This window comes from Kitasatospora sp. NPDC001159 (assembly GCF_053598235.1).
The window spans coordinates 1-25770 of sequence record NZ_JBSFJV010000103.1 but is presented as its reverse complement, the minus strand read 5'-3'; the positions used below and the strand labels follow the sequence as shown (position 1 = coordinate 25770).

25 protein-coding genes, 1 pseudogene and 1 riboswitch are annotated in these 25770 nt (G+C 72.2%); of the genes and pseudogenes, 5 read left to right on the top strand and 21 right to left on the bottom strand.

What is annotated here, in order from left to right; all coding sequences use genetic code 11:
- From ACWC9T_RS34200 to ACWC9T_RS34185, 4 genes are all read right to left on the bottom strand, one after another.
- On the bottom strand, nt 1-336 hold a 336-nt coding region (locus ACWC9T_RS34200; RefSeq protein WP_449824949.1), incomplete at its 3' end, for a transcription antitermination factor NusB.
- A gap of 4 nt (nt 337-340) precedes the next feature.
- Entirely contained in the window at nt 341-904 is a 564-nt protein-coding gene (gene efp / locus ACWC9T_RS34195; protein WP_355669804.1) for an elongation factor P, read from the bottom strand.
- Nucleotides 905-983: 79 nt separating this feature from the next.
- Complete coding sequence (locus ACWC9T_RS34190; RefSeq protein ID WP_449824948.1) at nt 984-2090, bottom strand: M24 family metallopeptidase; 1107 nt, start codon at nt 2088-2090, stop codon at nt 984-986.
- Nucleotides 2091-2512: 422 nt separating this feature from the next.
- On the bottom strand, nt 2513-3049 hold the full coding sequence (locus ACWC9T_RS34185; RefSeq protein WP_449824950.1) for a helix-turn-helix domain-containing protein: 537 nt from the start codon (nt 3047-3049) through the stop codon (nt 2513-2515).
- Here ACWC9T_RS34185 and ACWC9T_RS34180 point away from each other — a divergent pair.
- Nucleotides 3023-3553, top strand: a pseudogene (locus tag ACWC9T_RS34180) (EamA family transporter); the annotation flags it as partial. The gene ACWC9T_RS34185 and the pseudogene ACWC9T_RS34180 overlap by 27 nt on opposite strands.
- 8 nt (nt 3554-3561) lie before the next feature.
- Here ACWC9T_RS34180 and ACWC9T_RS34175 read toward each other — a convergent pair.
- A complete protein-coding gene (locus ACWC9T_RS34175; RefSeq protein WP_449824947.1) occupies nt 3562-4671 on the bottom strand; it encodes a HoxN/HupN/NixA family nickel/cobalt transporter in 1110 nt (369 codons plus the stop codon).
- Nucleotides 4672-4703: 32 nt separating this feature from the next.
- A riboswitch (cobalamin riboswitch) is annotated at nt 4704-4896 on the bottom strand.
- Nucleotides 4897-4977: 81 nt separating this feature from the next.
- On the opposite strand from ACWC9T_RS34175, the gene ACWC9T_RS34170 reads away from it, so the two are divergent.
- Nucleotides 4978-5361 (top strand): ArsR/SmtB family transcription factor, encoded by a 384-nt coding sequence (locus tag ACWC9T_RS34170; RefSeq protein WP_449824946.1) that lies wholly within the window; start codon nt 4978-4980, stop codon nt 5359-5361.
- 87 nt (nt 5362-5448) lie between these two features.
- On the opposite strand, the gene ACWC9T_RS34165 is transcribed toward ACWC9T_RS34170, so the two are convergent.
- The 8 genes from ACWC9T_RS34165 to mltG (ACWC9T_RS34130) form a co-directional block, all read right to left on the bottom strand.
- Entirely contained in the window at nt 5449-6258 is an 810-nt protein-coding gene (locus ACWC9T_RS34165; RefSeq protein WP_449824945.1) for an Fpg/Nei family DNA glycosylase, read from the bottom strand.
- Between the two features lie 98 nt (nt 6259-6356).
- The gene (locus ACWC9T_RS34160; RefSeq protein ID WP_449824944.1) at nt 6357-7241 is read right to left on the bottom strand and encodes an AAA family ATPase; all 885 of its coding nucleotides are present in this window, start codon (nt 7239-7241) and stop codon (nt 6357-6359) included.
- Between the two features lie 396 nt (nt 7242-7637).
- Entirely contained in the window at nt 7638-8066 is a 429-nt protein-coding gene (aroQ, locus tag ACWC9T_RS34155) for a type II 3-dehydroquinate dehydratase (RefSeq protein ID WP_355669991.1), read from the bottom strand.
- An 8-nt stretch (nt 8067-8074) separates the two neighbouring features.
- Nucleotides 8075-9166, bottom strand: a complete 1092-nt coding sequence (gene aroB, locus ACWC9T_RS34150) for a 3-dehydroquinate synthase (protein WP_449824943.1) — start codon at nt 9164-9166, stop codon at nt 8075-8077.
- The gene (locus ACWC9T_RS34145; protein WP_449824942.1) at nt 9159-9680 is read right to left on the bottom strand and encodes a shikimate kinase; all 522 of its coding nucleotides are present in this window, start codon (nt 9678-9680) and stop codon (nt 9159-9161) included. The genes aroB and ACWC9T_RS34145 overlap by 8 nt, the downstream gene beginning before the upstream one ends.
- Nucleotides 9677-10861, bottom strand: coding sequence for a chorismate synthase (gene aroC, locus ACWC9T_RS34140; RefSeq protein ID WP_449824941.1), 1185 nt, complete (start codon nt 10859-10861; stop codon nt 9677-9679). The genes ACWC9T_RS34145 and aroC overlap by 4 nt, the downstream gene beginning before the upstream one ends.
- A gap of 164 nt (nt 10862-11025) precedes the next feature.
- Nucleotides 11026-11856 (bottom strand): shikimate dehydrogenase, encoded by an 831-nt coding sequence (locus ACWC9T_RS34135; protein WP_449824940.1) that lies wholly within the window; start codon nt 11854-11856, stop codon nt 11026-11028.
- 34 nt (nt 11857-11890) lie between these two features.
- Nucleotides 11891-13417, bottom strand: coding sequence for an endolytic transglycosylase MltG (mltG, locus tag ACWC9T_RS34130; RefSeq protein WP_449824939.1), 1527 nt, complete (start codon nt 13415-13417; stop codon nt 11891-11893).
- On the opposite strand from mltG (ACWC9T_RS34130), the gene ACWC9T_RS34125 reads away from it, so the two are divergent.
- Nucleotides 13403-13693 carry a hypothetical protein gene (locus ACWC9T_RS34125; RefSeq protein ID WP_449824938.1) on the top strand — a complete coding sequence of 97 codons (291 nt, stop codon included), beginning with the start codon at nt 13403-13405 and terminating at the stop codon, nt 13691-13693. The two genes, mltG (ACWC9T_RS34130) and ACWC9T_RS34125, sit on opposite strands and share 15 nt — an antisense overlap.
- A 185-nt stretch (nt 13694-13878) precedes the next feature.
- Here ACWC9T_RS34125 and mltG (ACWC9T_RS34120) read toward each other — a convergent pair whose 3' ends face one another.
- From mltG (ACWC9T_RS34120) to ACWC9T_RS34100, 5 genes are all read right to left on the bottom strand, one after another.
- Nucleotides 13879-15111 (bottom strand): endolytic transglycosylase MltG, encoded by a 1233-nt coding sequence (gene mltG, locus ACWC9T_RS34120; protein ID WP_449824937.1) that lies wholly within the window; start codon nt 15109-15111, stop codon nt 13879-13881.
- Nucleotides 15112-15287: 176 nt separating this feature from the next.
- Nucleotides 15288-15770 carry a Holliday junction resolvase RuvX gene (gene ruvX, locus ACWC9T_RS34115; RefSeq protein ID WP_449824936.1) on the bottom strand — a complete coding sequence of 161 codons (483 nt, stop codon included), beginning with the start codon at nt 15768-15770 and terminating at the stop codon, nt 15288-15290.
- The gene (alaS, locus tag ACWC9T_RS34110; RefSeq protein WP_449824935.1) at nt 15770-18439 is read right to left on the bottom strand and encodes an alanine--tRNA ligase; all 2670 of its coding nucleotides are present in this window, start codon (nt 18437-18439) and stop codon (nt 15770-15772) included. Before alaS ends, ruvX begins: the two co-directional genes overlap by 1 nt.
- Nucleotides 18439-18879, bottom strand: coding sequence for a DUF6167 family protein (locus tag ACWC9T_RS34105; RefSeq protein ID WP_449824934.1), 441 nt, complete (start codon nt 18877-18879; stop codon nt 18439-18441). Before ACWC9T_RS34105 ends, alaS begins: the two co-directional genes overlap by 1 nt.
- A 4-nt stretch (nt 18880-18883) precedes the next feature.
- Nucleotides 18884-19363: a DUF948 domain-containing protein gene (locus ACWC9T_RS34100; RefSeq protein WP_449824933.1), complete on the bottom strand. Its 480-nt coding sequence runs from the start codon at nt 19361-19363 to the stop codon at nt 18884-18886.
- A gap of 220 nt (nt 19364-19583) precedes the next feature.
- On the opposite strand from ACWC9T_RS34100, the gene ACWC9T_RS34095 reads away from it, so the two are divergent.
- Nucleotides 19584-21797: an ATP-binding protein gene (locus ACWC9T_RS34095; RefSeq protein ID WP_449824932.1), complete on the top strand. Its 2214-nt coding sequence runs from the start codon at nt 19584-19586 to the stop codon at nt 21795-21797.
- Between the two features lie 47 nt (nt 21798-21844).
- Nucleotides 21845-22162, top strand: a complete 318-nt coding sequence (locus ACWC9T_RS34090; RefSeq protein ID WP_449824931.1) for a tetratricopeptide repeat protein — start codon at nt 21845-21847, stop codon at nt 22160-22162.
- 90 nt (nt 22163-22252) lie between these two features.
- Here the strand turns inward: ACWC9T_RS34090 and rpsD are convergent, their stop codons facing one another.
- The 3 genes from rpsD to ppk2 all read right to left on the bottom strand — a co-directional run bounded on the left by rpsD (nt 22253) and on the right by ppk2 (nt 25574).
- Nucleotides 22253-22867 (bottom strand): 30S ribosomal protein S4, encoded by a 615-nt coding sequence (rpsD, locus tag ACWC9T_RS34085; protein WP_270148363.1) that lies wholly within the window; start codon nt 22865-22867, stop codon nt 22253-22255.
- Nucleotides 22868-23174: 307 nt separating this feature from the next.
- Nucleotides 23175-24605 (bottom strand): replication-associated recombination protein A, encoded by a 1431-nt coding sequence (locus ACWC9T_RS34080; protein WP_449824930.1) that lies wholly within the window; start codon nt 24603-24605, stop codon nt 23175-23177.
- A gap of 150 nt (nt 24606-24755) precedes the next feature.
- Nucleotides 24756-25574, bottom strand: coding sequence for a polyphosphate kinase 2 (gene ppk2 / locus ACWC9T_RS34075; protein ID WP_449824929.1), 819 nt, complete (start codon nt 25572-25574; stop codon nt 24756-24758).
- Nucleotides 25575-25770: the final 196 nt, after the last annotated feature.

The following is a 25770-nucleotide window of genomic DNA, read 5'->3' as shown; positions in this document are numbered from 1 at the left end:
CAGGCCCAGCTGGCGGTCGAGCTCCTTGACGACCTCAGGCGTGGCCTTCAGGTCGATGACCGAGTAGATGCCCTCGGACTGCTTGTTGATCTCGTCGAGGGTCCAGCCCACCGCGTACTGCTCGATGAGCTCGTCGATGCGACGAGCGTGCTGGACGTACCCCTCGATGAGCTCCATGGTGTACTCGCCCACCTGCGGGGTGCCCTCGTCGGGCTTCGGCTCGCGGGCGCGGGCCACCCAGTCGGCGAGGACCTGCTGCGGGTCGACCCCGCGGTGGTCGGCCTCGAAGAGGATCTGGAAGGCCCGGGTACGGGCCTTGCTACGTGCGGCCGACACGGACTTACTTCACCCGGCCGAGGTAGCTGCCGTCGCGGGTGTCGACCTTGACCTTCTCACCGGTGGTGATGAAGAGCGGCACCTGGATCTCGGCACCGGTCTCCAGGGTGGCCGGCTTGGTGCCACCGGTGGAGCGGTCGCCCTGGACGCCCGGCTCGGTCTCGGCGATGACCAGCTCGACGGCGGCCGGGAGCTCGATGTACAGGACCGCGCCCTCGTTGGTGGCGACCAGGGCCTCGAAGCCCTCCAGCAGGTACTTGGCGGCGTCGCCGACGACGGCCGGCTCGACGGTCAGCTGGTCGTAGGTGTCCATGTCCATGAACACGAAGTTCTCGCCGTCCTTGTACGAGAACTGCATGCCGCGCTTGTCCACGTTGGCCGTCTCGACCTTGGTGCCCGCGTTGAAGGTCTTGTCGACGACCTTGCCGGTCAGGACCTCCTTGAGCTTGGTACGCACGAAGGCCGGGCCCTTGCCGGGCTTGACGTGCTGGAACTCGACGACGGACCAGAGCTTGCCGCCCTCCAGCTTGAGGACCATGCCGTTCTTGAGATCGTTCGTGGAAGCCACGGGCGCACTTACTCCTGGATATAGCTGTCAAGGAACCAAGGGTTTGCGTCCTGCCGCCGACGGCCTTCGGGGGCCGCCGTCACAGGGCGAGGAGCTCCTTGGTGGTGATGGTGAGCAGCTCGGGCCCGCCCTCCTCGAGGGGGCGCACGACGAGCGTGTCCTCGATCCGGACCCCGCCCTTGCCCGGGAGGTGCACCCCTGGGCCGACGGTGACCGGCACGCGGCTGTCCAGTTTACCCATGTCCGACGGACCGAGGCGCGGCGCCTCCCGGATCTCCAGCCCGATGCCGTGACCCACCGGGTGCGGCGAGGTCTCGGTGTGGCCCGCCGCCTCCAGGACCTGCCGGGCGGCCCGGTCGGGTACGCACTGCTCCACACCCGGCCCGAGCGCCTCCCGACCGGCCCGCTGGGCGCGGAACACCAGCCGGTGCAGCTCGACCTGCCAGGGCTCGGGGGCGGCGCCGATCACGAAGGTCCGGGCGGTCGAGATGCCGTAGCCGCGGTACTGGGCGCCCATCACCACGGTGAGGAAGTCGCCCTCCTCCACCCGGCGGTCGGTGGGCTGGTGGGCGGGCTGGCCGGAGTGGTTGCCGGTGCCGACCGAGACCGGGAAGGCGGCCCGGTCGGCCCCGTGGTCGATCATCCGGCGTTCCAGCTCCATCGCGAGGTGCCGCTCGGTACGGCCGACCAGGATCGACTCCAGCAGCTCGCCGAGTGCCTGGTCGGCGATCTCGGCGGCGATCCGCAGGTCGGCGATCTCGTGCTCGTCCTTGACCACCCGTAGCCGCTCCACCACCTGGCCGAGGTCCGCCAGCCGGGCGCCCTCCGCCAGGCCCCCCACCGCCCGGTGCCGGGTGACGGACAGGTCGTGCTCCTCCACCGCCAGGTCCCGCACCCCCAGCCGCGCGGCGGCGGCAGCGGCGGCCAGCGCGGTGTCCGTCCCTGCCGACACCGGCACCTGGGTGACGTCCGCGACGATCAGGTGCTCCCCCGAGTCGTCCGGCGGCAGGTCGTCCGGCAACGCGAGCAGCGCCCGCTCCCGGGTCAGGAGCAAGGTCGCCCCACAGGGCGCGCAGCCCGTCAGATACCGCACGTTCGCCGCCCGAGTAACCAGCGCCGCATCGGCCCCGGCCGCACTGCAGTGCTCCCTCACCCGCTCCCGCCGACCTGCGTACGTATCCGCCATGCGTCGAGCCTACGAAGCCCCACCCCAAACCGCCCGCCGAGCGCCGCCACGAGACGCACCCGGGGCGTTCTCGCGCTCCGGCCCGCCCGGCGGATTCGCCCTCTCCGCGATCCGCTCCAACCCCCCGCTCCCCGCATGCTGCCGCCTCCGCGGAGCTGCCGAACAGCCCACTCCCGCCACCGCCCGCCACACTGCGTCGACGTCCAGCCCCTCCGCGGTGCAGCCGAGCTGCTGCACCCCGGTCGCCGCGCAGGGGGTGCCGGTCGGGGCGGCGGCCGAACGGCGGGCGGTCGGATGGAGTTGGCGCAGCAGTGCGTGCCCCGGCGCGTGCGCCGTGGCGCTACGGCAACCGCACTGACGACAAGCCGAAGCGGCGCCTCCTCACTCCGGGAAGGCGCCGCTTCGGGCCGCGACAAGCGGCCTCAGCGCGGCGGCGGGACCGACACCACCATGGTCAGCCGCAGCACCCGCTCCCCCGCGTTGCGGTAGACGTGCGCGTACGAGGCGTCGAAGGAGACCGTGCTACCGGCCGGCACCGGGTGGTCCGCGCCGTCGTGCACCAGGGTCAGCTCGCCCTCGTCGACCCGGACGGTCTCCACCGTCCCGGCCGGGTGCGGCTCCGAGGAGTACTCCTCGCCCGGTTCCATCCGCCACTCCCACAGCTCCAGCGGCCCGGGCGCCTCGATCCCGTGCAGCAGGGTGCCGGTCCCGCCGCGCACCCCGGTCCAGAGCGGGACGGCCTGGTCACCGGGGATGATCCGGACGTCCGGGCCCTCCTCGTAGTCGAGCAGCGTGGCGATCGAGACACCGAGCGCGTCGCCGAGCCGGACCACGGTGGCCACACTTGGGTTGGTGCGACCCTGCTCGATCTGGACGATCATGCCGCGGCTCACTCCGGAGCGGGCGGCGAGGGCGTCCAGGGTGTGGCCGCGCTCGGCGCGCAGCCCGGTCCCGTCCAGATGGCCGGCATCGCGGTGGCCGTCACCGGCGTGGTGCTGGCCGGCGGACCCGAACGCGGCGGGCCGTCCGCCGCCCGCAGGGCCCTGCTGCTCACCCTGGCCGCCGCGTTCGGCTTCGGCGCCAACATGGCCCTGATCGCCCACGCCTCGGCCGGCGGCGGGCTGCTGCTCGTACTGTGCGTCCAGCGGCTCGTCAACATCGCCGTCGGCGGCGCCGCGCTGCTGATCGGCCGCGCGGCACCGACACCTCCGGACTGCTGTCGGAGCTGCGCCCCCGGCTGCCCCCTGCTCACCGGCATCGGGCTGGCCGACGTCGCCGGCAACGCCACGTACGCGGCGGCCTCGCACGGCGGCTCGGCGGCGGTGGCCGCCGTGCTCGCCTCGCTCTACCCCGTGGTCACCGCGCTGCTGGCGCGCGGGGTGCCGAAGGAGCGGCTGCGCCCGGTCCAGGTGGTCGGCGCCGGGCTCGCCGTCGCGGGCACGCTGCTGCTCGCGGCAGCGTGACCGACGGGCTACTCCGCGAGCGTCCAGCGCTTCTCGACGCCGGCCAGCTTCCAGTACGCGATCGCGATCGCCCACACCACCACGAACAGCCCGGCGATCGCGTACCCGACGTTGTCCAGTGAGATGTCCGCGATGAACCCGGTGACCGGGTCGGTCAGGTCGAGCTTCTCGTGCAGCACGCCGACCAGCTCGATGGTGCCGATGATGAAGGCCACCGCGATCGACAGCCCGGTGATGGTCAGGTTGTAGTACACCTTGCGCACCGGGTTGGAGAAGGCCCACTGGTACGCGAAGTTCATGAACGTCCCGTCCAGGGTGTCGAACAGGCTCATCCCGGCCGCGAACAGCAGCGGCAGGCAGACGATCGCGTACCAGGGCAGCCCGGCCGCCGCGCCCGAGCCGGCCATCACCATCAGGGTGACCTCGGTCGCGGTGTCGAAGCCCAGGCCCAGCACCATGCCGACCGGGAACATCTGCCCGGGGCGGGTGATCGAGCGCGTCGCCCGGTTCAGCACCCGCGCCATGAAGCCGCGCGAGTTGAGGTGCTGCTCCAGTTCCGCCTCGTCGTACTGCCCGGTCCGCATCGCGCGGAACACCTTGATGATGCCGAGCAGCGCCGCCAGGTTGAGCGCGCCGATCAGGTAGAGGAAGACGCCGGAGGTGGTGGTGCCGACCATCCCGAGCCACTTGTGGGTGGTCGACTCGTCGTCCATCAGCGTGTTCGCCAGCTGGGCGCCGCCCGCCACCAGGGCGGCCATGACGACCACCATCGAGGAGTGCCCGAGGGCGAACCAGAAGCCGACCGAGACCGGCCGCTTGCCGTCCGCCATCAGCTTGCGGGTGGTGTTGTCGATCACCGCGATGTGGTCGGCGTCGAAGGCGTGCCGCATGCCGAGGGTGTACGCGGTGATGCCCAGGCCCACCCCGAAGACCTGGGTACCGACCGCGTAGTTGTGGGGCGCGACCAGGAAGATGAGCGTCCCGAAGGCCACCACGTGCATGGCCAGGATCACCCCCATCAGCCCGGCCGTGCGGATGGTGTCCTCGCGCTTCCACCTGAAGGTGGGCAGGACGGCGGGGGCCGCCTCAGCAGGAGTGGCGGTTGCGGGCAGGGTCATCTTCGGATCACGCTCCAGCACCTCGTGGAATGACTTCGTGAGATGCCGTGGCCGGTCTCCTGGCTTACGGGGCTTCCGGACCCGCCTTCCCAGGCGCACGAGGCGCCCAGTGGCACGTGGGTTCGGACAACTCTCCCCCGATCACAGTGGCGAGGGCCGCTCCGGACTGGGACCCCTGAGGGTCCGTCACCGGTCTTCCCGAGCACCACGGCGGGGAACACCGTAAGGGCCCGACGCCACCCTCGCAAGGCTGCGCACTTGTGCAGGTGTTCAGGATCACAAGCCCCTGCCTGCAAGAATGTGCGCATGCATCTCGTACCGGCCGACCGCGCGGGCCACCGCACCATCGACGGACACCGGGTCTGCGAGGCCATCGCCGCCATCGGCGACACCGCGCACGTCCGGTCCTGGGCCGAGCGGTTCTCCCTGCTCTCCGACCCCGGACGGCTCGCCCTGCTGCTCGCCCTGCACCGGGCCGGGCCGCTCGCCGTCACCGACCTGGCGGTTGCCACCGGCATGCGCGACCCCGCCGTCTCCCAGGCCCTGCGGCTGCTCCGCACGGCGGGCGTGGTCACCGGGGAGAAGGACGGACGCGTGGTGCGCTACCGGCTCGTGGACGACAGCACGCGCCCTCTCCTCGACGAGTGCGCCGCCACCGAGCGCCACGAGCCCACCGCGGCCGCGGGCTGACCGAGACTCGGGGCCGCCCGTCCCGCGTGAAGCGGCGCCGCGAGCCGCCCTGATGAGTGCGAGCCGGCCGACTGGCGGATCAGCTGGTCAGGCCGTCTGGCAGGTCGGACACCAGAACAGGTTGCGGGCGGCGTGCTCCTCGGTCCGGACGTCCGTGCCGCAGACCAGGCAGGGCATCGCGGCGCGGCGGTAGACGTAGACCTCGCCGCCGTGGTCGTCCACCCGGGGCGGGCGGCCCATCGCCTCGGGGGTGTGCTCGGGGCGGACGGTGTCGATCCGGCCGGCGGCGACTCCCTCGTGCATCAGCGCGACCAGGTCGGCCCAGATCGCGTCCCACTCGCGGCGGGTGAGGTCGCGGCCGGCCCGGTGCGGGTTGATGTTGTGCCGGAACAACACCTCGGCGCGGTAGACGTTGCCGACGCCGGCCAGCACCTTCTGGTCCATCAGCAGCGCGGCGACGGTCGTCCGGCTGCCCGATATCCGGCGCCAGGCGGCCTCCGGGTCGGCGTCGGCGCGCAGCGGGTCGGGGCCGAGCCGGGCGGCGACGGCCGCCTTCCCGGCGTCGGTGATCAGCTTGCAGGTGTTGGGGCCGCGCAGGTCGGCGTAGCCGTCGTCGTTGGCCAGCCGCAGCCGGATCAGGCCGACCGGGTCGGGTGCGGGGCCGGTGCCGAAGGTGAAGCCGCCGTAGAGGCCCAGGTGGATGTGGACCCAGGCGCCCTCCTCGAAGCCGAGGAAGAGGTGCTTGCCGGTGGCCTCGGCCCCGGTGAGCAGCTGCCCGTCGATCACCTTGGCCTCGTCGGCGAACCGGCCCTGCGGGCTGGAGACCTGGACCGGGCGGTCGCCGAAGGCCTTCCGGTTCTCTACGGCGAGGCGGTGGATGATGTGGCCTTCCGGCACGGGCGTCAGCTCCCCCAGAAGTCGTACGGCAGGACGGGGTCCATCATCGCAGCCGCCACCGACAGCTCCACGAAGCCGCAGGTCAGCGAGGGCACCCGTCAGCGGACCGGCATGCCCATCAGCCGGGCCAGGATCACCCGGTCCAGCTCGGCGGCCGTCCCGGCGATGTCCAGGTAGGAGTTGTCGATGATCGGCAACCCGGAGTTGTACCAGCCGGCCATCCGGCCGTGGATCCGCGCCACCTCTTCGTCGCCGAGCCGCCGGTTGCCGCTGCGGCGGGCGTTGCGCTGCAGCACCGAGTCCAGGCTGGGCAACAGGACGACCGGGATCATGCCGGGCCCGATGTGCCGCTTCCAGCCGCCGAGGCCGATCGCCGGGCGGTCCGGGAAGACGGCGTCGTCGATGATGCAGGAGATGCCGTTGGCCAGGTAGTTGCGGCAGGCGAAACCGCAGGTGCGGCGGGCCAGCCGGTACTGGGCCTCGGAGGCGTTGTTCCAGCCGGACTGCGGGTTGGCGAAGCCGGACTGCACCCACTCGCGGACGTCGTCCAGGCTGATGTGGGCGGTCGGGGTGGCCCGGCGCTCGGCCCAGTACCGGGCGACGGTGGTCTTGCCCGCCCCGGCGGGGCCGATCAGCAGCACGGCGATCGGCCCGGCGGGCGCGTGCCGCTGCAGCGGGTGGGCGGGGAGCTGGACGGGCGTGCCGGTGGGCAGCACGAAGTGCCCGGTGCCCCCGGCCGGCACGGGCGCACTCGGCGCGGGCTGCGGCGCCGCGGCCCGAGCGGGTGCGGCGGGTGCCTGAGCGGGCGCCGGTGCCTGAGCAGGTGCCGGAGCCTGAGCAGGTGCCGGAGCCTGAGCAGGTGCCGGAGCCTGAGCAGGTGCCGGAGCAGGTGCCGGAGCGGGTGCGGGCGCGACCGGAGGCGGCGGTACCGGAACGGCGGCGGGAACCGGAGCGGGCACCGGCCCGGGAGCCGGGGCAGCCACAGGACCGGCGGAAGGCGCCGGAGCGGCCGGCGGCCGAACCGACGGAGGCGGCGGAGGCGGCGGAGGCGGCGGAGGAGGCGGCGGAACCGGCGCCCCCGACGGGGAGACCCCCGTACCGCTCCCCGGTGGCACCGGCGGAGCGGCGGGACGCGGCGGGACCTGCCCACCTCCGGCGTACTGCGTCACGGCACCTCCCGACACCTCTCAGCGGGGACACTACACGGCGGCCCGGCAGCGGGCACAGTCCGCTGCCGGGCCGCCGGTTCGCCCCACCCGCTCTGACCTCGGCCGACATCAGCTCACGTCAACCCGCAGGCGGCCCGGGTCAGCTCAGATCAGGTCAGATCAGTTCGGATCAACTCGCGTCAGCCGACGCCGATTCAGGTCGGCCGAAGCTCACCGCGAGGTGAGCTGCTCCGCCAGCGCCCGCAGCGCCAGCTCGTACGACCCGATCCCGAAGCCGGCGATGGTGCCGGAGGCCACCGCGGCGATCACCGAGTTGTGCCGGAAGGTCTCCCGGGCGTACGGGTTGGAGATGTGCACCTCGATCAGCGGCGCGGTGCGCTGCGCGGCGGCGTCCCGCATCGCGTACGAGTAGTGGGTGAACGCGCCCGGGTTGATCACCACGGGCACCTGCCCGTCGGCCGCCTCGTGCAGCCACTCCACCATCTGCTGCTCGGAGTTGGTCTCGTGCACCTCGACCTCGAAGCCGAACTCCTTGCCCAGCGCGGTGCAGCGCTCGACCAGTCCGGCGTACGAGGTGGCGCCGTAGACGTCCGGCTCGCGGCTGCCCAGCCGGCCGAGGTTGGGGCCGTTGAGCACCATCACCCGGGTCACGAGGAGACCTCCGCGTAGGCGGCGACCAGCAGCGACGGGTCCGGGCCCTCCAGCACGGAGGTCTTGCCGAGGCCGTCCAGGACGATGAAGCGGATCAGGTCGCCGCGCGACTTCTTGTCGATCTTCATCGCGTCCAGCAGCTTCGGCCAGGCGTCCGCCCGGTAGCTCAGCGGCAGGCCGACCGAGGCCAGCACGGTGCGGTGCCGGTCGGCCGTCTCGTCGTCCAACCGCCCGGCCAGACGGCCGAGTTCGGCGGCGAAGACCATGCCGATGGAGATCGCCGCGCCGTGCCGCCACTTGTAGCGCTCGTTGCGCTCGATGGCGTGGCCCAGGGTGTGGCCGTAGTTGAGGATCTCCCGCTGACCGGACTCCTTGAGGTCACCGGAGACCACGTCGGCCTTGACCTGGATGGCCCGGCGGATCAGCTCGACGGTGTGCGGGCCGGCCGGGGTCCTGGCCCCCTCCGGGTCGGCCTCGATCAGGTCGAGGATGGCCGGGTCGGCGATGAATCCGCACTTGATGACCTCGGCGAGGCCGGAGACGTAGTCGTGCTTGGGCACGGTCTCCAGGGTGCCGAGGTCGGCCAGCACGCCCACCGGCGGGTGGAAGGCGCCGACCATGTTCTTGCCCTCGGCGATGTTGATGCCGGTCTTGCCGCCGACGGCCGCGTCGACCATGCCGAGCAGCGTGGTGGGCATGGAGATCCAGCGCACCCCGCGCAGCCAGGTCGCGGCGACGAAGCCGGCCAGGTCGGTGGTGGCGCCGCCGCCGAGGCCGACGACGACGTCGCTGCGGGTGAAGCCGGTCTGCCCGAGCACCGACCAGCAGTACGCGGCGACCTCGGCGCTCTTCGCCTCCTCGGCGTTGGGCACCTGGAGCGCGATCGCCTCGTACCCCTCGCCGAGCAGGTCGTCGCGGATGGCGTCGGCGGTGGCGGCCAGCGCCTCGGGGTGGATGATCGCGACCCGCTTGGCACGCGTGCCGATGAGCGGCGCCAGCTCACCGAGCAGCTGGTGCCCGATCAGCACGTCGTACGGGTCGTGGCCGGCGCTGCCGCCGACGTGAATCCTGACGGTGTTGTCAGTCATGGGGGGTCTTCAGCTCCAGTGCTTCCAGTACGGCGTCCGCGACCTGCCCGGGCGTGCGGCCGGCGGTGTCGACCACGGCGGTGGCCACCTCCAGGTAGAGGGGGCGGCGGGCCTCCATCAGCTCGCGCCAGCGGGCCCGCGGGTTGACGGCCAGCAGCGGGCGCGGGGCGTCCAGGCCGACCCGCTTGACCGCGTCGCCCAGCGGGACCTCCAGGAAGACCACCGGCAACTCGCGCAGCAGTTCCCGGGTGGCCTCGGCCATCACCGCGCCGCCGCCGAGCGCCAGCACCCCGCCGTACCCGGTGGCGGCGGCGCCGACGGCCGCCACCTCCAGCTCGCGGAAGTGCGGCTCGCCCTCGTCGATGAAGATCTCCGGGATGGGCTTGCCGGCCTGCGCCTCGATGTCGGCGTCGGTGTCCCGGAAGCCGACGCCCAGGCGCTCGGCCAGGGCCCGCCCGACGGTGGACTTGCCACTGCCGGGCGGGCCGACCAGCACCACAACAGGAGTGATCATCGGATGATCAGGTGCTCCAGGTAGTTCTGCACGTTGCGGCGGGTCTCCGACACGTGGTCGCCGCCGAACTTCTCGTTCACCGCGTCGGCCAGCACCAGCGCGACCATCGCCTCGGCGACGATGCCGGCGGCCGGCACCGCGCAGACGTCCGAGCGCTGGTGGTGCGCCTTGGCCGGCTCGCCGGTGCGCACGTCCAGGGTCTGCAGCGCCCGCGGCACGGTGGCGATCGGCTTCATCGCGGCGCGCACCCGCAGCACCTCACCGGTGGACAGGCCGCCCTCGGTGCCGCCGGAGCGGCCGGAGGTGCGCTTCACGCCCTCGGGGGTGGGGACGATCTCGTCGTGCGCCTTCGAGCCCGGCACCCGGGCCAGCTCGAAGCCGTCGCCGACCTCGACGCCCTTGATCGCCTGGATGCCCATCAGCGCGGCGGCCAGCCGCGCGTCCAGCCGGCGGTCCCAGTGCACGTGCGAGCCGAGGCCCACCGGCACGCCGTACGCGAGCACCTCGACCACGCCGCCGAGGGTGTCGCCGTCCTTGTGGGCCTGGTCGATCTCGGCGACCATCGCCTTCGAGGCGTCCACGTCCAGGCAGCGCACCGGGTCGGCGTCCAGCCGGGCCTCGTCCGAGGGCAGCGGCAGCACGCCGGCCGGCGCCTTGGCTGCGGCCAGCTCGACCACGTGGCTGACGATCTCGATCCCGCAGGTCTCCTTCAGGTACGAGCGGGCGACCGCGCCCAGCGCGACCCGGGCGGCCGTCTCCCGGGCGCTGGCGCGCTCCAGGATCGGCCGGGCCTCGTCGATCGAGTACTTCTGCATGCCCGCCAGGTCGGCGTGGCCGGGCCGGGGGCGGGTCAGCGCCTCGTTGCGGGCCAGGCCCGCCAGCACCTCGGGGTCGACCGGGTCGGCCGACATGACCTGCTCCCACTTCGGCCACTCGGTGTTGCCGACCATGATCGCCACCGGGCTGCCCATGGTCAGCCCGTGCCGGACACCGCCGAGGAAGGTCACCTCGTCCTGCTCGAACTTCATCCGCGCCCCGCGGCCGTAACCGAGCCGGCGGCGCGCCAGCGCGTCGGCCACCACGGCGGTGGTGACCGGTACACCGGCGGGCAGGCCTTCCAGCGTCGCGACGAGTGCGGGGCCGTGCGACTCCCCCGCCGTCAGCCAGCGCAACGTACCCAACGGAGCTCCTTCATCAGCGGACCGGCCCACGGCACCGCCGCGGCCCGCCCCGGGCGTGCCTTGTGCCTGAATCCTTTCATGCCCCAGCGGCACCCGGGGTCACAGTCCGCGTGACGGACAGCAACCGGTCACCATCCGGCCGTGGACCGGCCGCATGCTGCAACTCAGCGCCCCGCCAGCGCCTTCTCGCCCGCCTCGCGCATCGCCGCCAGCGGTCCGGGCGTCCGCCCGGTGAAGGCCTCGCTCTGCAGCACCGCCTGGTGCACCAGCAGGTCCAGCCCACCCAGGACGGTCGACCCGCGCTCGGCGCAGGCGGCGGCCAGCGCCGTCGGCCACGGGTGGTACAGCACGTCGAACAACGCCCCCGGCACGGCGGGCAGCCCGGTCGCGAAGCCGTCCGTGGCACCGACCGGCGTGGTGGAGACGGTCAGCGGCCGCTCCAGCGCCTCCGCCCCGCGCTCCCAGTCGGCGGTCCGGACGACCACGCCCAGCCGCTCGCCAAGCTCGGCCATCTCCCGGGCCCGCTCGGCGCTGCGCACGTAGACCGTCACCTCGCCGGTGCAGACCTGGGCGAGCGCCGCCAGCGCCGAGGAGGCGGTGGCCCCGGCGCCCAGCACGGCCGCGGCGGACACCTCGGTGATGCCGCGCTCGCGCAGCGCGTTCACCAGCCCGGGGACGTCGGTGTTGTCCCCGGTGCGCCGGCCGTCGGCGGTGAACACCACGGTGTTGACCGCGTCCACCGAGCGGGCCGTCGCGCTGACCTCGTCCAGCAGCGGGATGACCGCCCGCTTGAGCGGCATGGTCAGCGACAGCCCGGCCCACTCGGCCTCGTCCAGCCCGGCGACGAAGCCCGGCAGGGCCGCCTCGTCGATCTCGAAGCGGTCGTAGCGCCAGCCGTCCAGCCCGAGCGCCGCGAAGGCGGCCCGGTGCAGGTCCGGCGAGAGCGAGTGGGCGATCGGCGAACCGAGGACGGCCGCCCGGTGCTTGCTGGTCAACGCTGCCTCTCCGTGGGCGGGTTACCGTTGCGGGCTACTTGCTGGTGCAGTGGCCGCGGGCCTCGTCGAAGCCCTGGCCGGCCGCCTGGCAGTACTCCTTGACGTTGGCGTAATGCTCCTTGGCCGTCTCGGCGAAGCGGGTCTCGGTCGGGGACATCGCGATGAAGTACAGCCACTTGCCGTCCGCCGGGTGCAGCACCGCGTTGATCGCGTCGTCGCCGGGGTTGGAGATCGGCGTCGGCGGCAGGCCGGGGTTGATGTAGGTGTTGTACTTGTTGGACGCGTTGTCCATGTCGCTCTTGGTGAGATCCTTGCGGCCCAGCGAGTACTGCAGCGTGGTGTCCATGCCGAGGCGGTGGTGGGTCTCGGGCTCGTTGGCCAGGCGGTTCTGGATGGTCTTGGCCATCTTGGCGAAGTCCGCGGTGTTGTTGCCCTCGCGCTGCAGGATGCTCGCCTCGATGATCACCTCGTAGCCGTTCTTGAGGCCCACCGAGGCGGCCTGGCCGTCCAGGCTCGCGTACTTGTCGGTGGCGTTCTTCACCATCTGCTTGAGCAGGTCCTCGGGCTTCATGCCGTCGGCGGTGTTGTAACGGGTCGGCCAGAGGAAGCCCTCGACGTTGCCGTTCGCGTACGCCGGCAGGCCGAGGTCGTTGACCTGGGCCTTGGCGACGTTCGCCGTGGCGCCCTTCTGCAGCTTCAGCTTGGTGTCGATCATCGCGAAGATCTCTGAGGAGTTCTTGCCCTCCGGGATCACGATGGCCGCACCGCCCGCCTGGTCCAGCAGTTCCTTGAGCGCGGCGGCCGCCGACATCTCCTTCTTCATCCCGTAGAAGCCGTACTGGATGGTGCCGCACTTGGGCTCGGCGTTGCAGGCCTTGGTGAACGCGTCGACGCTCTTGACCACACCGGCGTTCTTCAGCATGAGACCGATCTGGCCACCGACCGCGCCCTGCTTGACCTCGACCTGGACGGAACCGGTGCCCTCACCCGGGAAGTCCGGCGGTGGGCCGAAGTGGGCCTGGTAGAAGCCGTAGCCCCACCAGCCGGCCCCGCCCAGGGCGCCGAGCAGCACCAGCGCGACCAGCAGGCAGGCGCCGCCGTTGCGGCGACCGGCCTTCTTGCCCTTCTCCTTGCGCTTCTTCTGGGCCTCGCGGGAGTCGTCCTGCTCGCCGAGGAAGCCGGCCTCCTCGACCTCCGCGTGCTCCTCGACGTACCCGTCCTCCTCGTAGTGCCCGTCCTCCTGGCCGTCCCACTCCTCGGCCGCGGGCTCGTGCGCGCCGCCGACCGGGTCGGCGCCGGACTCCAGCGCGGCGGCCTCGGCCTCCCAGTCGATCCCGTCCGGACCGGGGCCGGAGGCGGGCGCGGCCGGCCGGGCCTGCTGCGGCACCTGCTGCTGCATGCCCTGCTGCTGCATCGGCATCTGCTGCTGCTGCTGCTGCGGCGCCATCATCTGCTGGGAGTGGCCCTGCTGCATCTGCTGCTGGGGGTAGCCCTGCTCGAAGCCCTGCTGCGGCATCTGCTGCCGGGGCGCCATCATCTGCTGCGTGTGGCCCTGCTGCATCTGCTGCTGGGGATAGCCCTGCTCGAAGCCCTGCTGCGGCATCTGCTGCTGCGGCGCCATCATCTGCTGGGGGTGGCCCTGCTGCTGGTACCCCTCGGGGTATCCCTGCTGCTGCATCTGCTGCTGATACGCCTGCTGCTGGCCCTGCTGCGGGTACTGCTGCTGCCACTGGCCGTCCTGCTGGCCGGGGACCGGCTGCCCGCCGCCGTACCCGGGATCACCGGGGTGCCACGGCTCGCCCTGGGGGCCATAGCCCCGACCCAGATCGGTCATTGATCCCCTTAACCGACGGTGACGACCGGAGGATCGGACCGGCCGTCCGGGACGACTCCGTCCCGGCTGATTCTCGAACCGGCGTGCTAGCGCAGCGCCTGGGAGGAGACGTTACCGTACCGCAGCCGTACCCCCGCCCGGGCGGACATACCGTCAGCGAGCGACCTCACCGTCGACGCACCGGACCATCACGGCATCGCCGCGCCCGTGGTCGAGGCCGTGGGGGCGGCCGGCCCGGAGGGCGAGGGGCTCGGCTTCCCCGCGGCCCGAACGGCGTTGAACTCCGCCACGTTGCGCTGCTGCACCTCGAAGCTGTCGGTGAAGCGGGTGTCCCCCGGCTTCACGGTCACGAAGTACAGCCAGTCCCCCGGCGTCGGGTCCAGCGCCGCCGTGATCGCCTGCCGCCCGGGGTTGGAGATCGGCGACGGGGGCAGCCCGGGGTGCAGGTAGGTGTTGTACGGGGAGACCAGCTTCGTGTCGGAGACCGAGGTGTTCAGGGTCGAGCGGCCGAGCGCGTAGTTGATGGTGGAGTCCAGCTGCAGTGGCATGCCCTTGGCCAGCCGGTTGTAGATGACCCGGGCCACCTTGCCCATGTCCTCGGTGTTGTCGGCCTCCCCCTGGACCATGCTGGCGACGGTGACCAGCCCGTACAGGCTCTGCCCGAGGGTCTGCGCCACGACGTTGGCGTCGTCCCGGCTGAACTCCTTGCCAGCCCGATAGACCATCTGCTTCAGCATGTCCAGCGCGGTGGTCCCGTCGGTGACGCTGTACGTCGCGGGGAACAGGTAGCCCTCCGGGCTGCCGTTGGCGAAGTCCGGCAGACCCAGCTCGGCGCCCTGTTCCTTGGCCGTCCTCTGCGTGGTGCCCTCGGGCAGCTTCAGCTTCTTGTCGATCGCCGCGTAGATCTGGTAGCAGCGCCAACCCTCGGGAATGGTGAGGCCGTTGGCGTTGGCCGGGTCGATCAGGACGGCCAGTGCCGCGACCGCCGACATCTTCTGCCTCAGGGTGTACGTCCCGGGCTGGATCCGCCCGGCGGCGGCCGCGCTGCCCTTCGCCGCCCTGGTGAAGGCGAGCGAGCTGGCCACCACCCCGTTGCGGACCAGCGCGGAGGCGATCTGGGACAGGCCCGCGCCCTCCGGCACCGAGACCTGGACGCTGCCATTGCCCTGCCCCGCGTAGTCGGCGGCGGCCGGGGGGTTGCGCTGTCCCCGCAACCAGGTGTAGGCGGTCAGCCCGATCCCGCCGAACACGGCGATCAGCGCGAACGCGGTGAGCCCGCAGGCCAGTCCGTTGCGCCGCCGGTGCGGATCCGGCGCATCGGAGCACGGCCGGGGCGCGCCCGGGGGACGGCCCTCCGGCTCCAGCACCGGCGCACCCAGGTGTCCTGGGGTGAGCCCCGGGTGGAAGTCCTGGTCGGTCATGGCTCGCGCCCCCTCGGCGGTCCCGAATCGCTCCGAATCAGTCCGAGTCGCTCACATCGATCTGTATCAATCTGCATCGATCTGTACCGACCAGAAACGGACACGGAATCGAACGAAAAAGGGTCCGTGCGGACGCGTCCGCACGGACCCCTCACCGGGACGTTAGAGCAGGCCGGTCAGCCGACCGCCTCGACATTCTCACCGGGCGGGCGTCCGCTCACCCGTTCGGACTCAAGGGCGGTCTGGAGGATCACCACTGCGGCGGCCTGGTCGACCACCGAGCGGCCCTTCTTCGCCTTGACCCCCGAGGCGCGCAGCCCGTGGGTCGCGGTGACGGTCGTCATCCGCTCGTCCACCAGCCGCACCGACACCGGGTAGAGCCGGTTGGCCAGCCGGGCGGCGTACGCGCGGACCTTCTCCGCCGCCGGCCCCTCCTTGCCGCTGAGCGAGCGCGGCAGCCCGACGATCACCTCGATCGCGTCGTACTCCTCGACGATCGCGGCGATCCGGGCCTGCGACTTCACCCCGGCCGGGACGGTCTCCACCGGCGTGGCGAGCACCCCGTCGGGGTCGCAGGACGCGACCCCGATCCGGGCGTCGCCGACGTCGACGGCGATCCGCCGTCCACGCCGGAAGGGCTTCGGCTCCTGCTCGATCATCAGGAGGCGCGCTCCGCGACCAGGCCGCGCACCGCGGCGATGGCCTCGTCGACCGCGGCCGGGTTGGAGCCGCCGCCCTGGGCGACGTCGTCCTTGCCGCCACCGCCGCCGCCGAGGGTCTTGGCGGCGGTCCGGACCAGCTCGCCGGCCTTGATGCCGCGGCCGCGGGCGTCCTCGTTGGTGGCGATCACGGTCAGCGGGCGGCCGCCCGCCACGGTGAACGCGGCGACCACGGCCGGGCGCGAGCCCAGGCGGCCGCGCACGTCCAGGACCAGCTTGCGCAGCTCGTCCGCCCCCACGCCGTCGGCGACCTGGGCGGCGACCACGGCGATGCCGTGCACGTCCTCGGCCGAGTCGGCCAGGCCCGCCGCGGCGGCCAGCACCTTCTCGGCGCGGAAGCGCTCGATCTCCTTCTCGGCGTCCTTGAGCTTGGCGAGCATGCCCGAGATCTTCTCCGGCAGCTCCTCCGGGCGGCCCTTGACCAGCTCGGTGAGCTGGGAGACCACGGTGTGCTCACGGGCCAGGAACTTGTACGCGTCGACGCCGACCAGCGCCTCCACGCGGCGCACGCCGGAGCCGATCGAGGACTCGCCGAGCAGCTTCACCAGGCCCAGCTGGGCGGTGTTGCCGACGTGCGTGCCACCGCACAGCTCCTTGGAGAAGTCGCCGATCGAGACGACCCGCACCTCGTCGCCGTACTTCTCGCCGAACATCGCGATGGCGCCGGCCTTGCGGGCCTGGTCCATCGTCATGACCTCGGCGGTGACGTCCAGCTCGCGGCCCAGCACGTCGTTGATCTTCTGCTCGACGTCCACCAGCACGCTGCCCGGAACGGCGGCGGGCGAGCCGAAGTCGAAGCGGAAGCGGCCCGGGGCGTTCTCGGAACCGGCCTGGGCGGCCGTCGGGCCGAGCGCGTCGCGCAGCGCCTGGTGGGTCAGGTGGGTGGCCGAGTGGGCACGGGCGATCGCCCGGCGGCGCTCGGTGTCGATCGTGGCGTACGCCGAGGCGCCCAGCACGACCTCGCCGAACAGCACGCCGCCCGAGTGCACAGTGACGCCCGGGACGGGCTGCTGCACGTCGCGGATCTCCACCACCGCGCCGGACTCCAGCCGGATCCGACCGTGGTCGGCGAGCTGGCCGCCGCCCTCGGCGTAGAACGGGGTGCGGTCGAGGATGATCTCGACCTCGTCGCCCTCGGAGGCGGCCGGCGACGGGACGCCGTCCACCAGCAGGCCGACCACGGTGGCCTCGCCCTCGGTCAGGGTGTAGCCGGTGAAGACGCTGGCGCCCGACTTGTCGGCGACGTCGCGGTACGCGGCGACATCGGCGTGGCCCATCTTCTTGGCCTTGGCGTCCGCCTTGGCGCGGTCCCGCTGCTCCTGCATCAGACGGCGGAAGCCGGACTCGTCCACCTGGAGGCCCTGCTCCTCGGCCATCTCCAGGGTGAGGTCGATCGGGAAGCCGTAGGTGTCGTGCAGCTTGAACGCCTGCTCGCCGGAGAGCACCACGCCGCCGGACTGCTTGGTCTCGGTGACCGCGGCGTCCAGCAGGTTGGTGCCGGCCTTCAGGGTCTGCAGGAAGGCGGCCTCCTCGCCGATGACGACCGTCTCGATGCGCTTGCGGTCGCTCTCCAGCTCGGGGTACTGCGGGGCCATCGCCTTGATCGCGACGTCGATGAGCTCCTCGGCCACCGGCTCGGTGGCGCCCAGCAGGCGCATGTTGCGGATGGCGCGGCGCAGGATGCGGCGCAGCACGTAGCCGCGGCCCTCGTTGCCGGGGGTGACGCCGTCGCCGACCAGCATCAGCGCGGTGCGGATGTGGTCCGTGACCACGCGCAGCGAGACGTCCGACTTGTGGTCGGCACCGTAGGTGTGGCCGGTGAGCTCGGCGGCGCGGTCGAGGATCATCCGGCTGGTGTCGATCTCGAAGAGGTTGTCGACGCCCTGCAGGATGGCGGCGAGGCGCTCCAGACCGAGGCCGGTGTCGATGTTCTTGCTCGGCAGGTCGCCGAGGATCTCGAACCCGTCCTTGCCGTCGCCGTGGCCGCGCTCGTACTGCATGAAGACCAGGTTCCAGATCTCCAGGTAGCGCTCGCCGTTGACGGCCGGGCCACCCTCCTCGCCGTACGCGGGGCCGCGGTCGTAGTTGATCTCCGAGCACGGGCCGCACGGGCCGGGGACGCCCATCGACCAGAAGTTGTCCTTCATGCCGAGGCGCTGGATCCGCTCGGCGGGCACGCCGATGACGTCACGCCAGATCTGCTCGGCCTCGTCGTCGTCCTTGTAGACGGTGATCCAGAGCTTCTCCTTCTCCAGGCCGTAGCCGCCGTCCGCGACGGGAGTGGTGAGCAGCTCCCACGCGAACTTGATGGCGCCTTCCTTGAAGTAGTCGCCGAAGGAGAAGTTGCCGCACATCTGGAAGAAGGAGCCGTGCCGGGTGGTCTTCCCGACCTCCTCGATGTCCAGGGTGCGCACGCACTTCTGGACGCTGGTGGCGCGCGAGAACTGCGGCTTGACCTCGCCCAGGAAGTAGGGCTTGAACGGCACCATGCCGGCGTTGACGAGCAGCAGGGTGGGGTCGTCGGCGACCAGGGACGCCGACGGAACGACGGTGTGACCGCGCTCCTCGAAGAAGCGCAGCCAGCGGCGGCGGATCTCAGCCGACTCCATTAGTGGTCCTTCCGGTTCGGGGTGCCGCCCCGCGGCGGCAGGGCGCGGCGGGGCGTTTCTTCGGTGGCTGGGGCGGTGCGGGCACCATTGGGCAGAGCGCGGGGACCGCGGGGCGGAGGCAGGGCGGCGGCCGGGCTGCCGGGCGCCGCCGAGATAGCTCGGTACTGCGGCTCGCCGCGCAGCACCCGGCGGGTGTTGCGGGGCTCGACGACGGCGGTGCCGCGCAGTCCGAGGTCGTCCTTCAGCTGCTCCTCGCGCTCGGTCATGCCGGCCCGCACGTCCTGGGCGAACTGCTTGGCGAGGTCGCCCAGGTGCAGCGCACCGCGCGCCGCGGTGCCGGAGAGGCTGTCCGGGGTGAGCCGCTGCGCGGCCTCGTTGGCCTTCTTCATGGCCCAGACGGTGGCGCCGGCGCCGACCGCCATCCAGAAGATGCGTGCCATGTCGTCAGCCCCTCACCGCGCGCCGGACCCTGGAGAGCAGGCCGTTCCTGGGCGCGGTCGCGGCGCGCACCTCGGCCCGGACCAGCCGCGCCAGCTCGTCGCGCTCGCCGGCCTGCATCGGCACGGACGGCAGATTGCCCTGCTGCCTGGTGACGGCCTTGCGGACGCCGTAGCTGAAGGCCGCGACCTTCACCAGCGGTCCGCCCAGCGTGGCGGCCACGGTGGAGGACAGCGCGTTGGCGTTGGCGGCGGCGTCCTGCACGTTGGCGGTGATCTCGTCGACCCGCTCCAGCTGCTCGTTGGCGCTGCGCACCGCGGCGCCCGCCTCGGTCAGCAGCGGCACGGCCTGCTCGGTGACCGCGGAGACCAGGACGGTGGCCTCCTTCAGCACCCGCGAGAGACGGACCAGCACCACGGCGAGCAGGGTGACCAGGACCGCCCAGAACACGGCGACGAGCAATCCGGCCAGCTCTCCCACGGACACTTCTGCGCGCTCCCTCGCCTTGCTGATTCCACACCGAACCCTATCGCGCCCACGCCCGGTTTCCGGACCGGGTTGTCGCCCGCGGCCTCGCCCGGGTGTGCGAACAGCGCGCGTAACCTACCGGCCGGTCACCTCGTTCTGCCAGGCGGGCCGTCGCCCGTACGGCCCGACGCACGTCCGGACCGTGACGGTCCGGGCCCGGAACGACGGGGAGCAACGCTTGGCCGGCGACTGGACAGCACAGCCCGAGGCGTGGCCGCGCGAGCCGGGGCCCGGCCGACTGCCAGCCGAGGTGACCGGCTTCGTCGGGCGGCAGCGGGAACTGGTCAGACTCGCGGGGCTGCTGACCGGCGCCCGGCTGGTGACCGTGACCGGGCCCGGCGGGGTGGGCAAGAGCCGGCTCGCGCTGCGCGCCGCGGCCCGGGCGGCCGGCGCCTTCCCGGACGGCGCCTGGCTGGTCGACGTGGCCCCCGTGCAGGACCCGCTGCTGCTCGGCCACGCCGTCCTGGAGGCGCTGCGGCTGACCGACGGCACCGCCCGCCCGCCGCTGGACGTCCTGGGCGAGCAGCTGGCCGGGCGGCGCCTGCTGCTGGTGCTGGACGGCTGCGAGCACCTGGTGGAGGCCTGCGCCGAGCTGACCGACGCGCTGCTGCGCGCGCTGCCGGGGCTGCGAGTGCTGGCCACCAGCCGCTCCGCCCTGCGGGCCTCGGGCGAGCACCTGCTGACCCTGGCCCCGTTGCCGGTCGGCCCGCCGCCGAACGGACCTGCGGGCGTGCTGCCGGACGCGGTGCAGCTGTTCGCCGACCGGGCCCGGGCGGTACTGCCCTCCTTCGAGGTGACCGAGACCAACGCGGAGGCGGTCAGCCTGCTCTGCCGCCGGCTGGACGGCATTCCGCTGGCCGTGGAGCTGGCCGCCGGGCGGCTGCGGGCGCTGTCGATGGAGCAGATCACCGCCCGGCTGGACGACCGCTTCCGACTGCTCACCGGGGGTTGCCGAACGGCCCTGCCCAGACATCAGACCCTGCGCACCACGATCGGCTGGAGCCATGAGCTGTGCACAGTGCAGGAACGTTTACTCTGGGCCCGCCTGTCGGTCTTCGCCGGCAGTTTCGACCTGGAGGCCACCGAGTACGTCTGCGCCGGCGACGGCATCGAGCCCGAGGACGTGCTCGACCTGCTCGACGAACTCGTCGCCAAGTCCGTCGTGCTGCGCGAGGACAGCGCCTTCGGCGTCCGCTTCCGCCTGCTGGACACCCTGCGCGAGTACGGCGGCCACTGGCTGCGCGCCGCCGGCGGGGAGCCACGGCTGCTGCTCCGCCACCGGGACTGGTACCTGGGCGTCGCCACCTGGGGCGAGGTCGAGTGGTTCGGCCCCCGACAGGCCGAGACCGCCCAGCGCACCCGGCTCGCCCACACCAACCTGCGCGCCGCGCTGGAGTTCTGCCTCGTCGAGCCCGGCGAGGAGCAGATCGCCCTGCTGCTGGCCGGCACCCTGTGGTTCTACTGGGTCGGCTGCGGCCACCTCGGCGAGGGCCGGCACTGGCTGGACCGCGCGCTCGCGCTGGACCGCGAACCCACCGAGGCCCGTGCCAAGGCCCTCTGGGTGACCGGCTACATGGCCACCCTGCAGGGCGACCCCGGTTCGGCCCGTCCGGCGCTGGAGGAATGCCGCCGCCAGGCCCTGGACACCGGCGACGACCGGGCGCTCGCCTACGCCGTCCACCGCCAGGGGTGCGCCGCCCTGATCGGCGACGACCCGGGGCGCGCCGCCGAGCTGTTCGAGGAGGCGCTCTGGCACTACCGGACCATCGGCGAGCTCAACAGCAACGTCGTGATGGCCATGATCGAGCTGGGCCTGGCCCACCTCTTCCAGGGCGACCTGGACAGCGGCGAGCTCTGGTTCGGCCAGGCCCGCGCGGTGTGCGAGCAGCACGGCGAGCAGTGGGCGTACGCCTACGCGCTGTACGCGACGGCGTACTCGCACTACCTGGACGGCGCGGTCCAGCCGGCCCGGGCCCTGGCCAGGGAGTGCGTACGGCTGAACCACCTCTTCCACGACCTGCTCGGCATCGTGCTGGGGATCGACCTGCTGGCGCTGCTGGAGACCGAGCCGGGCGGCCCGGGCGAGCCGGCCGACCTGTGCGAGGCCCGGGTGCTGCAGGGCGCCGCGCACCGGATCTGGCGCGCGGTCGGCAACCCCTTCCTGGGCTCGCGCTCCTTCTTCGGCACCCACCAGGAGTGCGCCGAGCGGGCCTGGGCCGGGCTGTCCGAGCAGGAGTACGAGGACTGCTACCGGGCGGGCACCCGGCTGGACCTGGACGCCGCCGTCTCCCGGGCGCTCGGGGGCGGGGACTCCTCGGACGGCCCGGAGCCGGGCCCCGGCCCCTTCTCAGTGCCGCCCGCGCCGGCTCCCTCGCCGGTGCGGAATAGTTGAAACTTGTCCATTGCTTGAGGAGGCAGTAACCACCCGGAAGGAGCACCATGGCCGTCCACGACGAGTACCGCCTCGCGAACTTCTACTTCGAGTCCAAGGCGTACGCCGATGCCGCCCGCATGCTCGAAGGCGTGCTGACCGAGGAGCCGGCCAACCTCTCCGTCCGGCTGCTGCTGGCCCGCAGCTACTACCACTCCGCCCAGCTCGGCCGCGCCGAGGCCGAACTGCGCCGGATCCTCGACCTCGACCCGGCCGAGGACTACGCCCGGCTGATGCTCGGCCGCACCCTTGAGCGCCAGGGCCGCGCCGAGGAGGCCCGCCCGCACCTGAGGCTGGCCGCCGCGATGACCGGCGAGGACCTCTAGGGCCCCGGGCGGGAAACAGCGAGCCCCCGCCGCCTCGAAAGGCGACGGGGGCTCGCTGGTGGTTTCGCGAACTGCGGAACCGAGCGCGGGTCAGCGCGAGTAGTACTCGACGACCAGCTGCTCGTCACAGATCACCGGGACCTCCTTGCGCTGCGGCGCACGGTCCAGGCGGAAGGCCAGGGCCTTCAGGTTGACCTCGAGGTACTTCGGGGTCTGGCCCTCACCCGCGTAGCCACCCTCACGGGCGACCTGGAACGGGACCTTCTCCTTGCTGCGCTCGCGGACGGTGACCACGTAGCCCGGCTTCATCTGGAACGACGGCTTGTTGACCTTGCCACCGTTGACCTCGATGTGGCCGTGGACGACCATCTGGCGGGCCTGGTAGATGGTGCGGGCGATGCCCGAACGCAGCACCAGCGAGTCCAGACGGGTCTCCAGCTCGGCGACGAGCGCCTCACCGGTCTTGCCCTCGGCCTTCTTCGCGCGGTCGAACGCACGCGACAGCTGCTTCTCGCTCAGGTCGTACTGGGCGCGAAGACGCTGCTTCTCGAGCAGACGGACCTTGTAGTCCGAGTTCTGCTTGCGACCGCGGCCGTGCTGGCCGGGCGGGTACGGGCGGGCCTCGAAGTACTTGACGGACTTCGGGGTCAGCGGCACACCGAGCGCACGCGCGATCTTGACCTTGGGACGCTTCTGGTTCGCCATGAACCAAACCTTCCTTGCTTACGAATACGGCTTTCACCAGGTGTTGACGGAGGTCGCATGTCGCGACCCGGAGAAAACCCACCGCCTGCGCGAGGGTCAGCCGCTCTCCGGAGCCGGGCACGAAAGTGCTGGTCACACGAAGGGCCCGGAAGCCGGGCCGTCCGCGACACCGAAAAGGTGCGCGACGCTCCTGGTGCGGGCCTCCTGACGGAGGCCTACGGCCGGTGCCCCGCTGGTGCGGCCGGTCGGTGGGGTCTCCCCCGCCGCCGTCCCGGGACACGGCACTCCGACGAAGTATACCGGTGGATCAGTCCGCTTCTTCCTCGGGCTGCCGGTCGGCCTTCGCCTCGGTCTTCTCGACCGCCTTCGCGGCCTTCTTCTCCACCCTGCGCTCCCCCCGCAGCCGTCCGCGCGTCCACTCCACGGTGTCCGCGTACCGGACCTCGCCGCCGCGCCGGTTCGGCTGGTAGTACTCCCGGCCGTGCACCGCGTCCGGCGCGTACTGCTGGGCCGCGATGCCCTCCGGCAGGTCGTGCGGGTACTGGTAGCCCTTGCCGTGGCCGAGCTTGCCCGCGCCGCCGTAGTGGGCGTCCCGCAGGTGCGGCGGCACCGCCCCAGCCAGGCCCTGCCGGACGTCCGCCAGCGCCGCGTCGATCGCCAGGTAGGCCGAGTTGGACTTGGGCGCCAGGGCGAGCGCGATCGCCGCCTGGGACAGGATGATCCGGGCCTCCGGGAAGCCGATCAGGGCCACCGCCTGGGCCGCCGCCACCGCCGTCTGCAGTGCCGTCGGATCCGCCAGGCCGACGTCCTCGCTGGCCGAGATCATCAGCCGCCGGGCGATGAACCGCGGGTCCTCCCCCGCCTCGATCATCCGGGCCAGGTAGTGCAGGGTGGCGTCCACGTCGCTGCCGCGGATCGACTTGATCAGCGCGCTGGCCACGTCGTAGTGCTGGTCGCCGTCCTTGTCGTAGCGCACCGCCGCCTGGTTGACGGCCGTCTCCGTGGTGGCCAGCGTGATGCTCGCCTCGCCCTTCTCCAGCGCCGCCCCGGCCGCCGCCTCCAGCGTGGTGAGCGCCCGCCGGGCGTCCCCGCCGGCCAGCCGCACCAGGTGGTCCTCGGCCTCCGCGGTCAGCTCCAGCGCACCCTCCAGGCCGCGCTCGTCGGCCACCGCGCGGCGCAGCAGCGCCCGGATGTCCTCGTCGGTCAGCGACTCCAGGGTGAGCAGCAGCGAGCGGGACAGCAGCGGGGAGATCACCGAGAAGTACGGGTTCTCGGTGGTGGCCGCGATCAGGGTGACCCAGCGGTTCTCCACGGCCGGCAGCAGCGAGTCCTGCTGGGCCTTGGAGAAGCGGTGGATCTCGTCCAGGAAAAGCACCGTCTCCTTGCCGGACATGCCGACCGCCCGCCGGGCGCCGTCGATCACCGCCCGGACCTCCTTGACCCCGGCGGTGATCGCGGACAGCTCGACGAATCGGCCCTCCACGGCCTGGCTGATCACATGGGCGAGGGTGGTCTTGCCGGTGCCGGGCGGCCCCCAGAGGATCACCGAACTGGTGGCGGCCGGCCCGCGCGAGTTCGTGACCAGCCGCCGCAGCGGGGACCCGGGCTTCAGCAGCTGCCGCTGCCCGGCCACCTCGTCCAGGGTGCGCGGGCGCATCCGTACGGCCAGCGGCGCCCGCCCGGGCTCCTTGCTCTGGCGTTCCTCGGCGGCGGCGGTGAAGAGGTCCGGTTCGTCCACACCGGAAGCCTATGCGAGGCCGCCGACACCGTTACCCATGCGGCGGACGGCGGTCCAGCACGACCGCCTCGAACTCCTCGTGGTGCGCACGTCCCATCGCACGGCCGGTCCGCGGCACCGGCAACACCACGCGTCCGTCCGGACGACCCCCTAGTCCAGCCCGGCGGCGTGGTCCGGGACGTACTTCTGCAGATCGCGCGGGGGCCGCTGGTAGCCGCGCGGGGCCGGGCGGGGCGGCAGCTCGATCCTCGGCGGGGTGATCTCGTGGTAGGGCACGGTGGAGAGCAGGTGGGCGATCATGTTGATCCGGGCCCGGCGCTTGTCGTCGCTCTCCACCACGTGCCAGGGCGAGTCCGGGGTGTCGGTGTGCAGGAACATCTCGTCCTTGGCCCGCGAGTAGTCCTCCCAGTGCTTGATCGACTCGACGTCCATCGGGGAGAGCTTCCAGCGCTTCATCGGGTCCTCCAGCCGGTCCTGGAACCGCCGCTGCTGCTCGGTGTCGCTCACCGAGAACCAGTACTTGCGCAGCAGGATGCCCGCCTCGATCAGCATCTGCTCGAAGGTCGGGCACTGGTGCAGGAACTGCCAGTACTCCTCGTCGGTGCAGAAGCCCATCACCCGCTCGACCCCGGCCCGGTTGTACCAGCTGCGGTCGAACAGCACGATCTCCCCGGCCGCCGGCAGGGGTTCGACGTACCGCTGGAAGTACCACTGGGTCTTCTCCCGCTCGGTCGGGGTGGGAAGCGCCACGACCCTGGCGATGCGCGGGTTCAGGTACTCCGTGACCCGCTTGATCGCACCGCCCTTGCCGGCCGCGTCCCGCCCCTCGAAGACCACCACCACGCGGGCCCCCTCGACCCGCACCCACTCCTGGAGCTTCACCAGCTCCTGCTGCAGCCGCAGCAGCTCCCGCTCGTACGATCGCCTCGCCAGTCGCTCCGACTTCGCGGTCCGCTGCTCGGTGGTCACCCTCGGGTCCTCCGTCCGACTACTGCTGATGACCTTTCACCGTAGGCGCACAACGGTGACCTCGCAGGTCGGAGAGAAGGAACGAGCGGACAGGCCCTAGATGTACTGACCACGGAGGTTGGTGACAGGGCTCACGGCCGGGTGATCTTGAAATGAGTGAGGGCCTTCTGGCCAGGTGTGGATTGCGACATCAGCA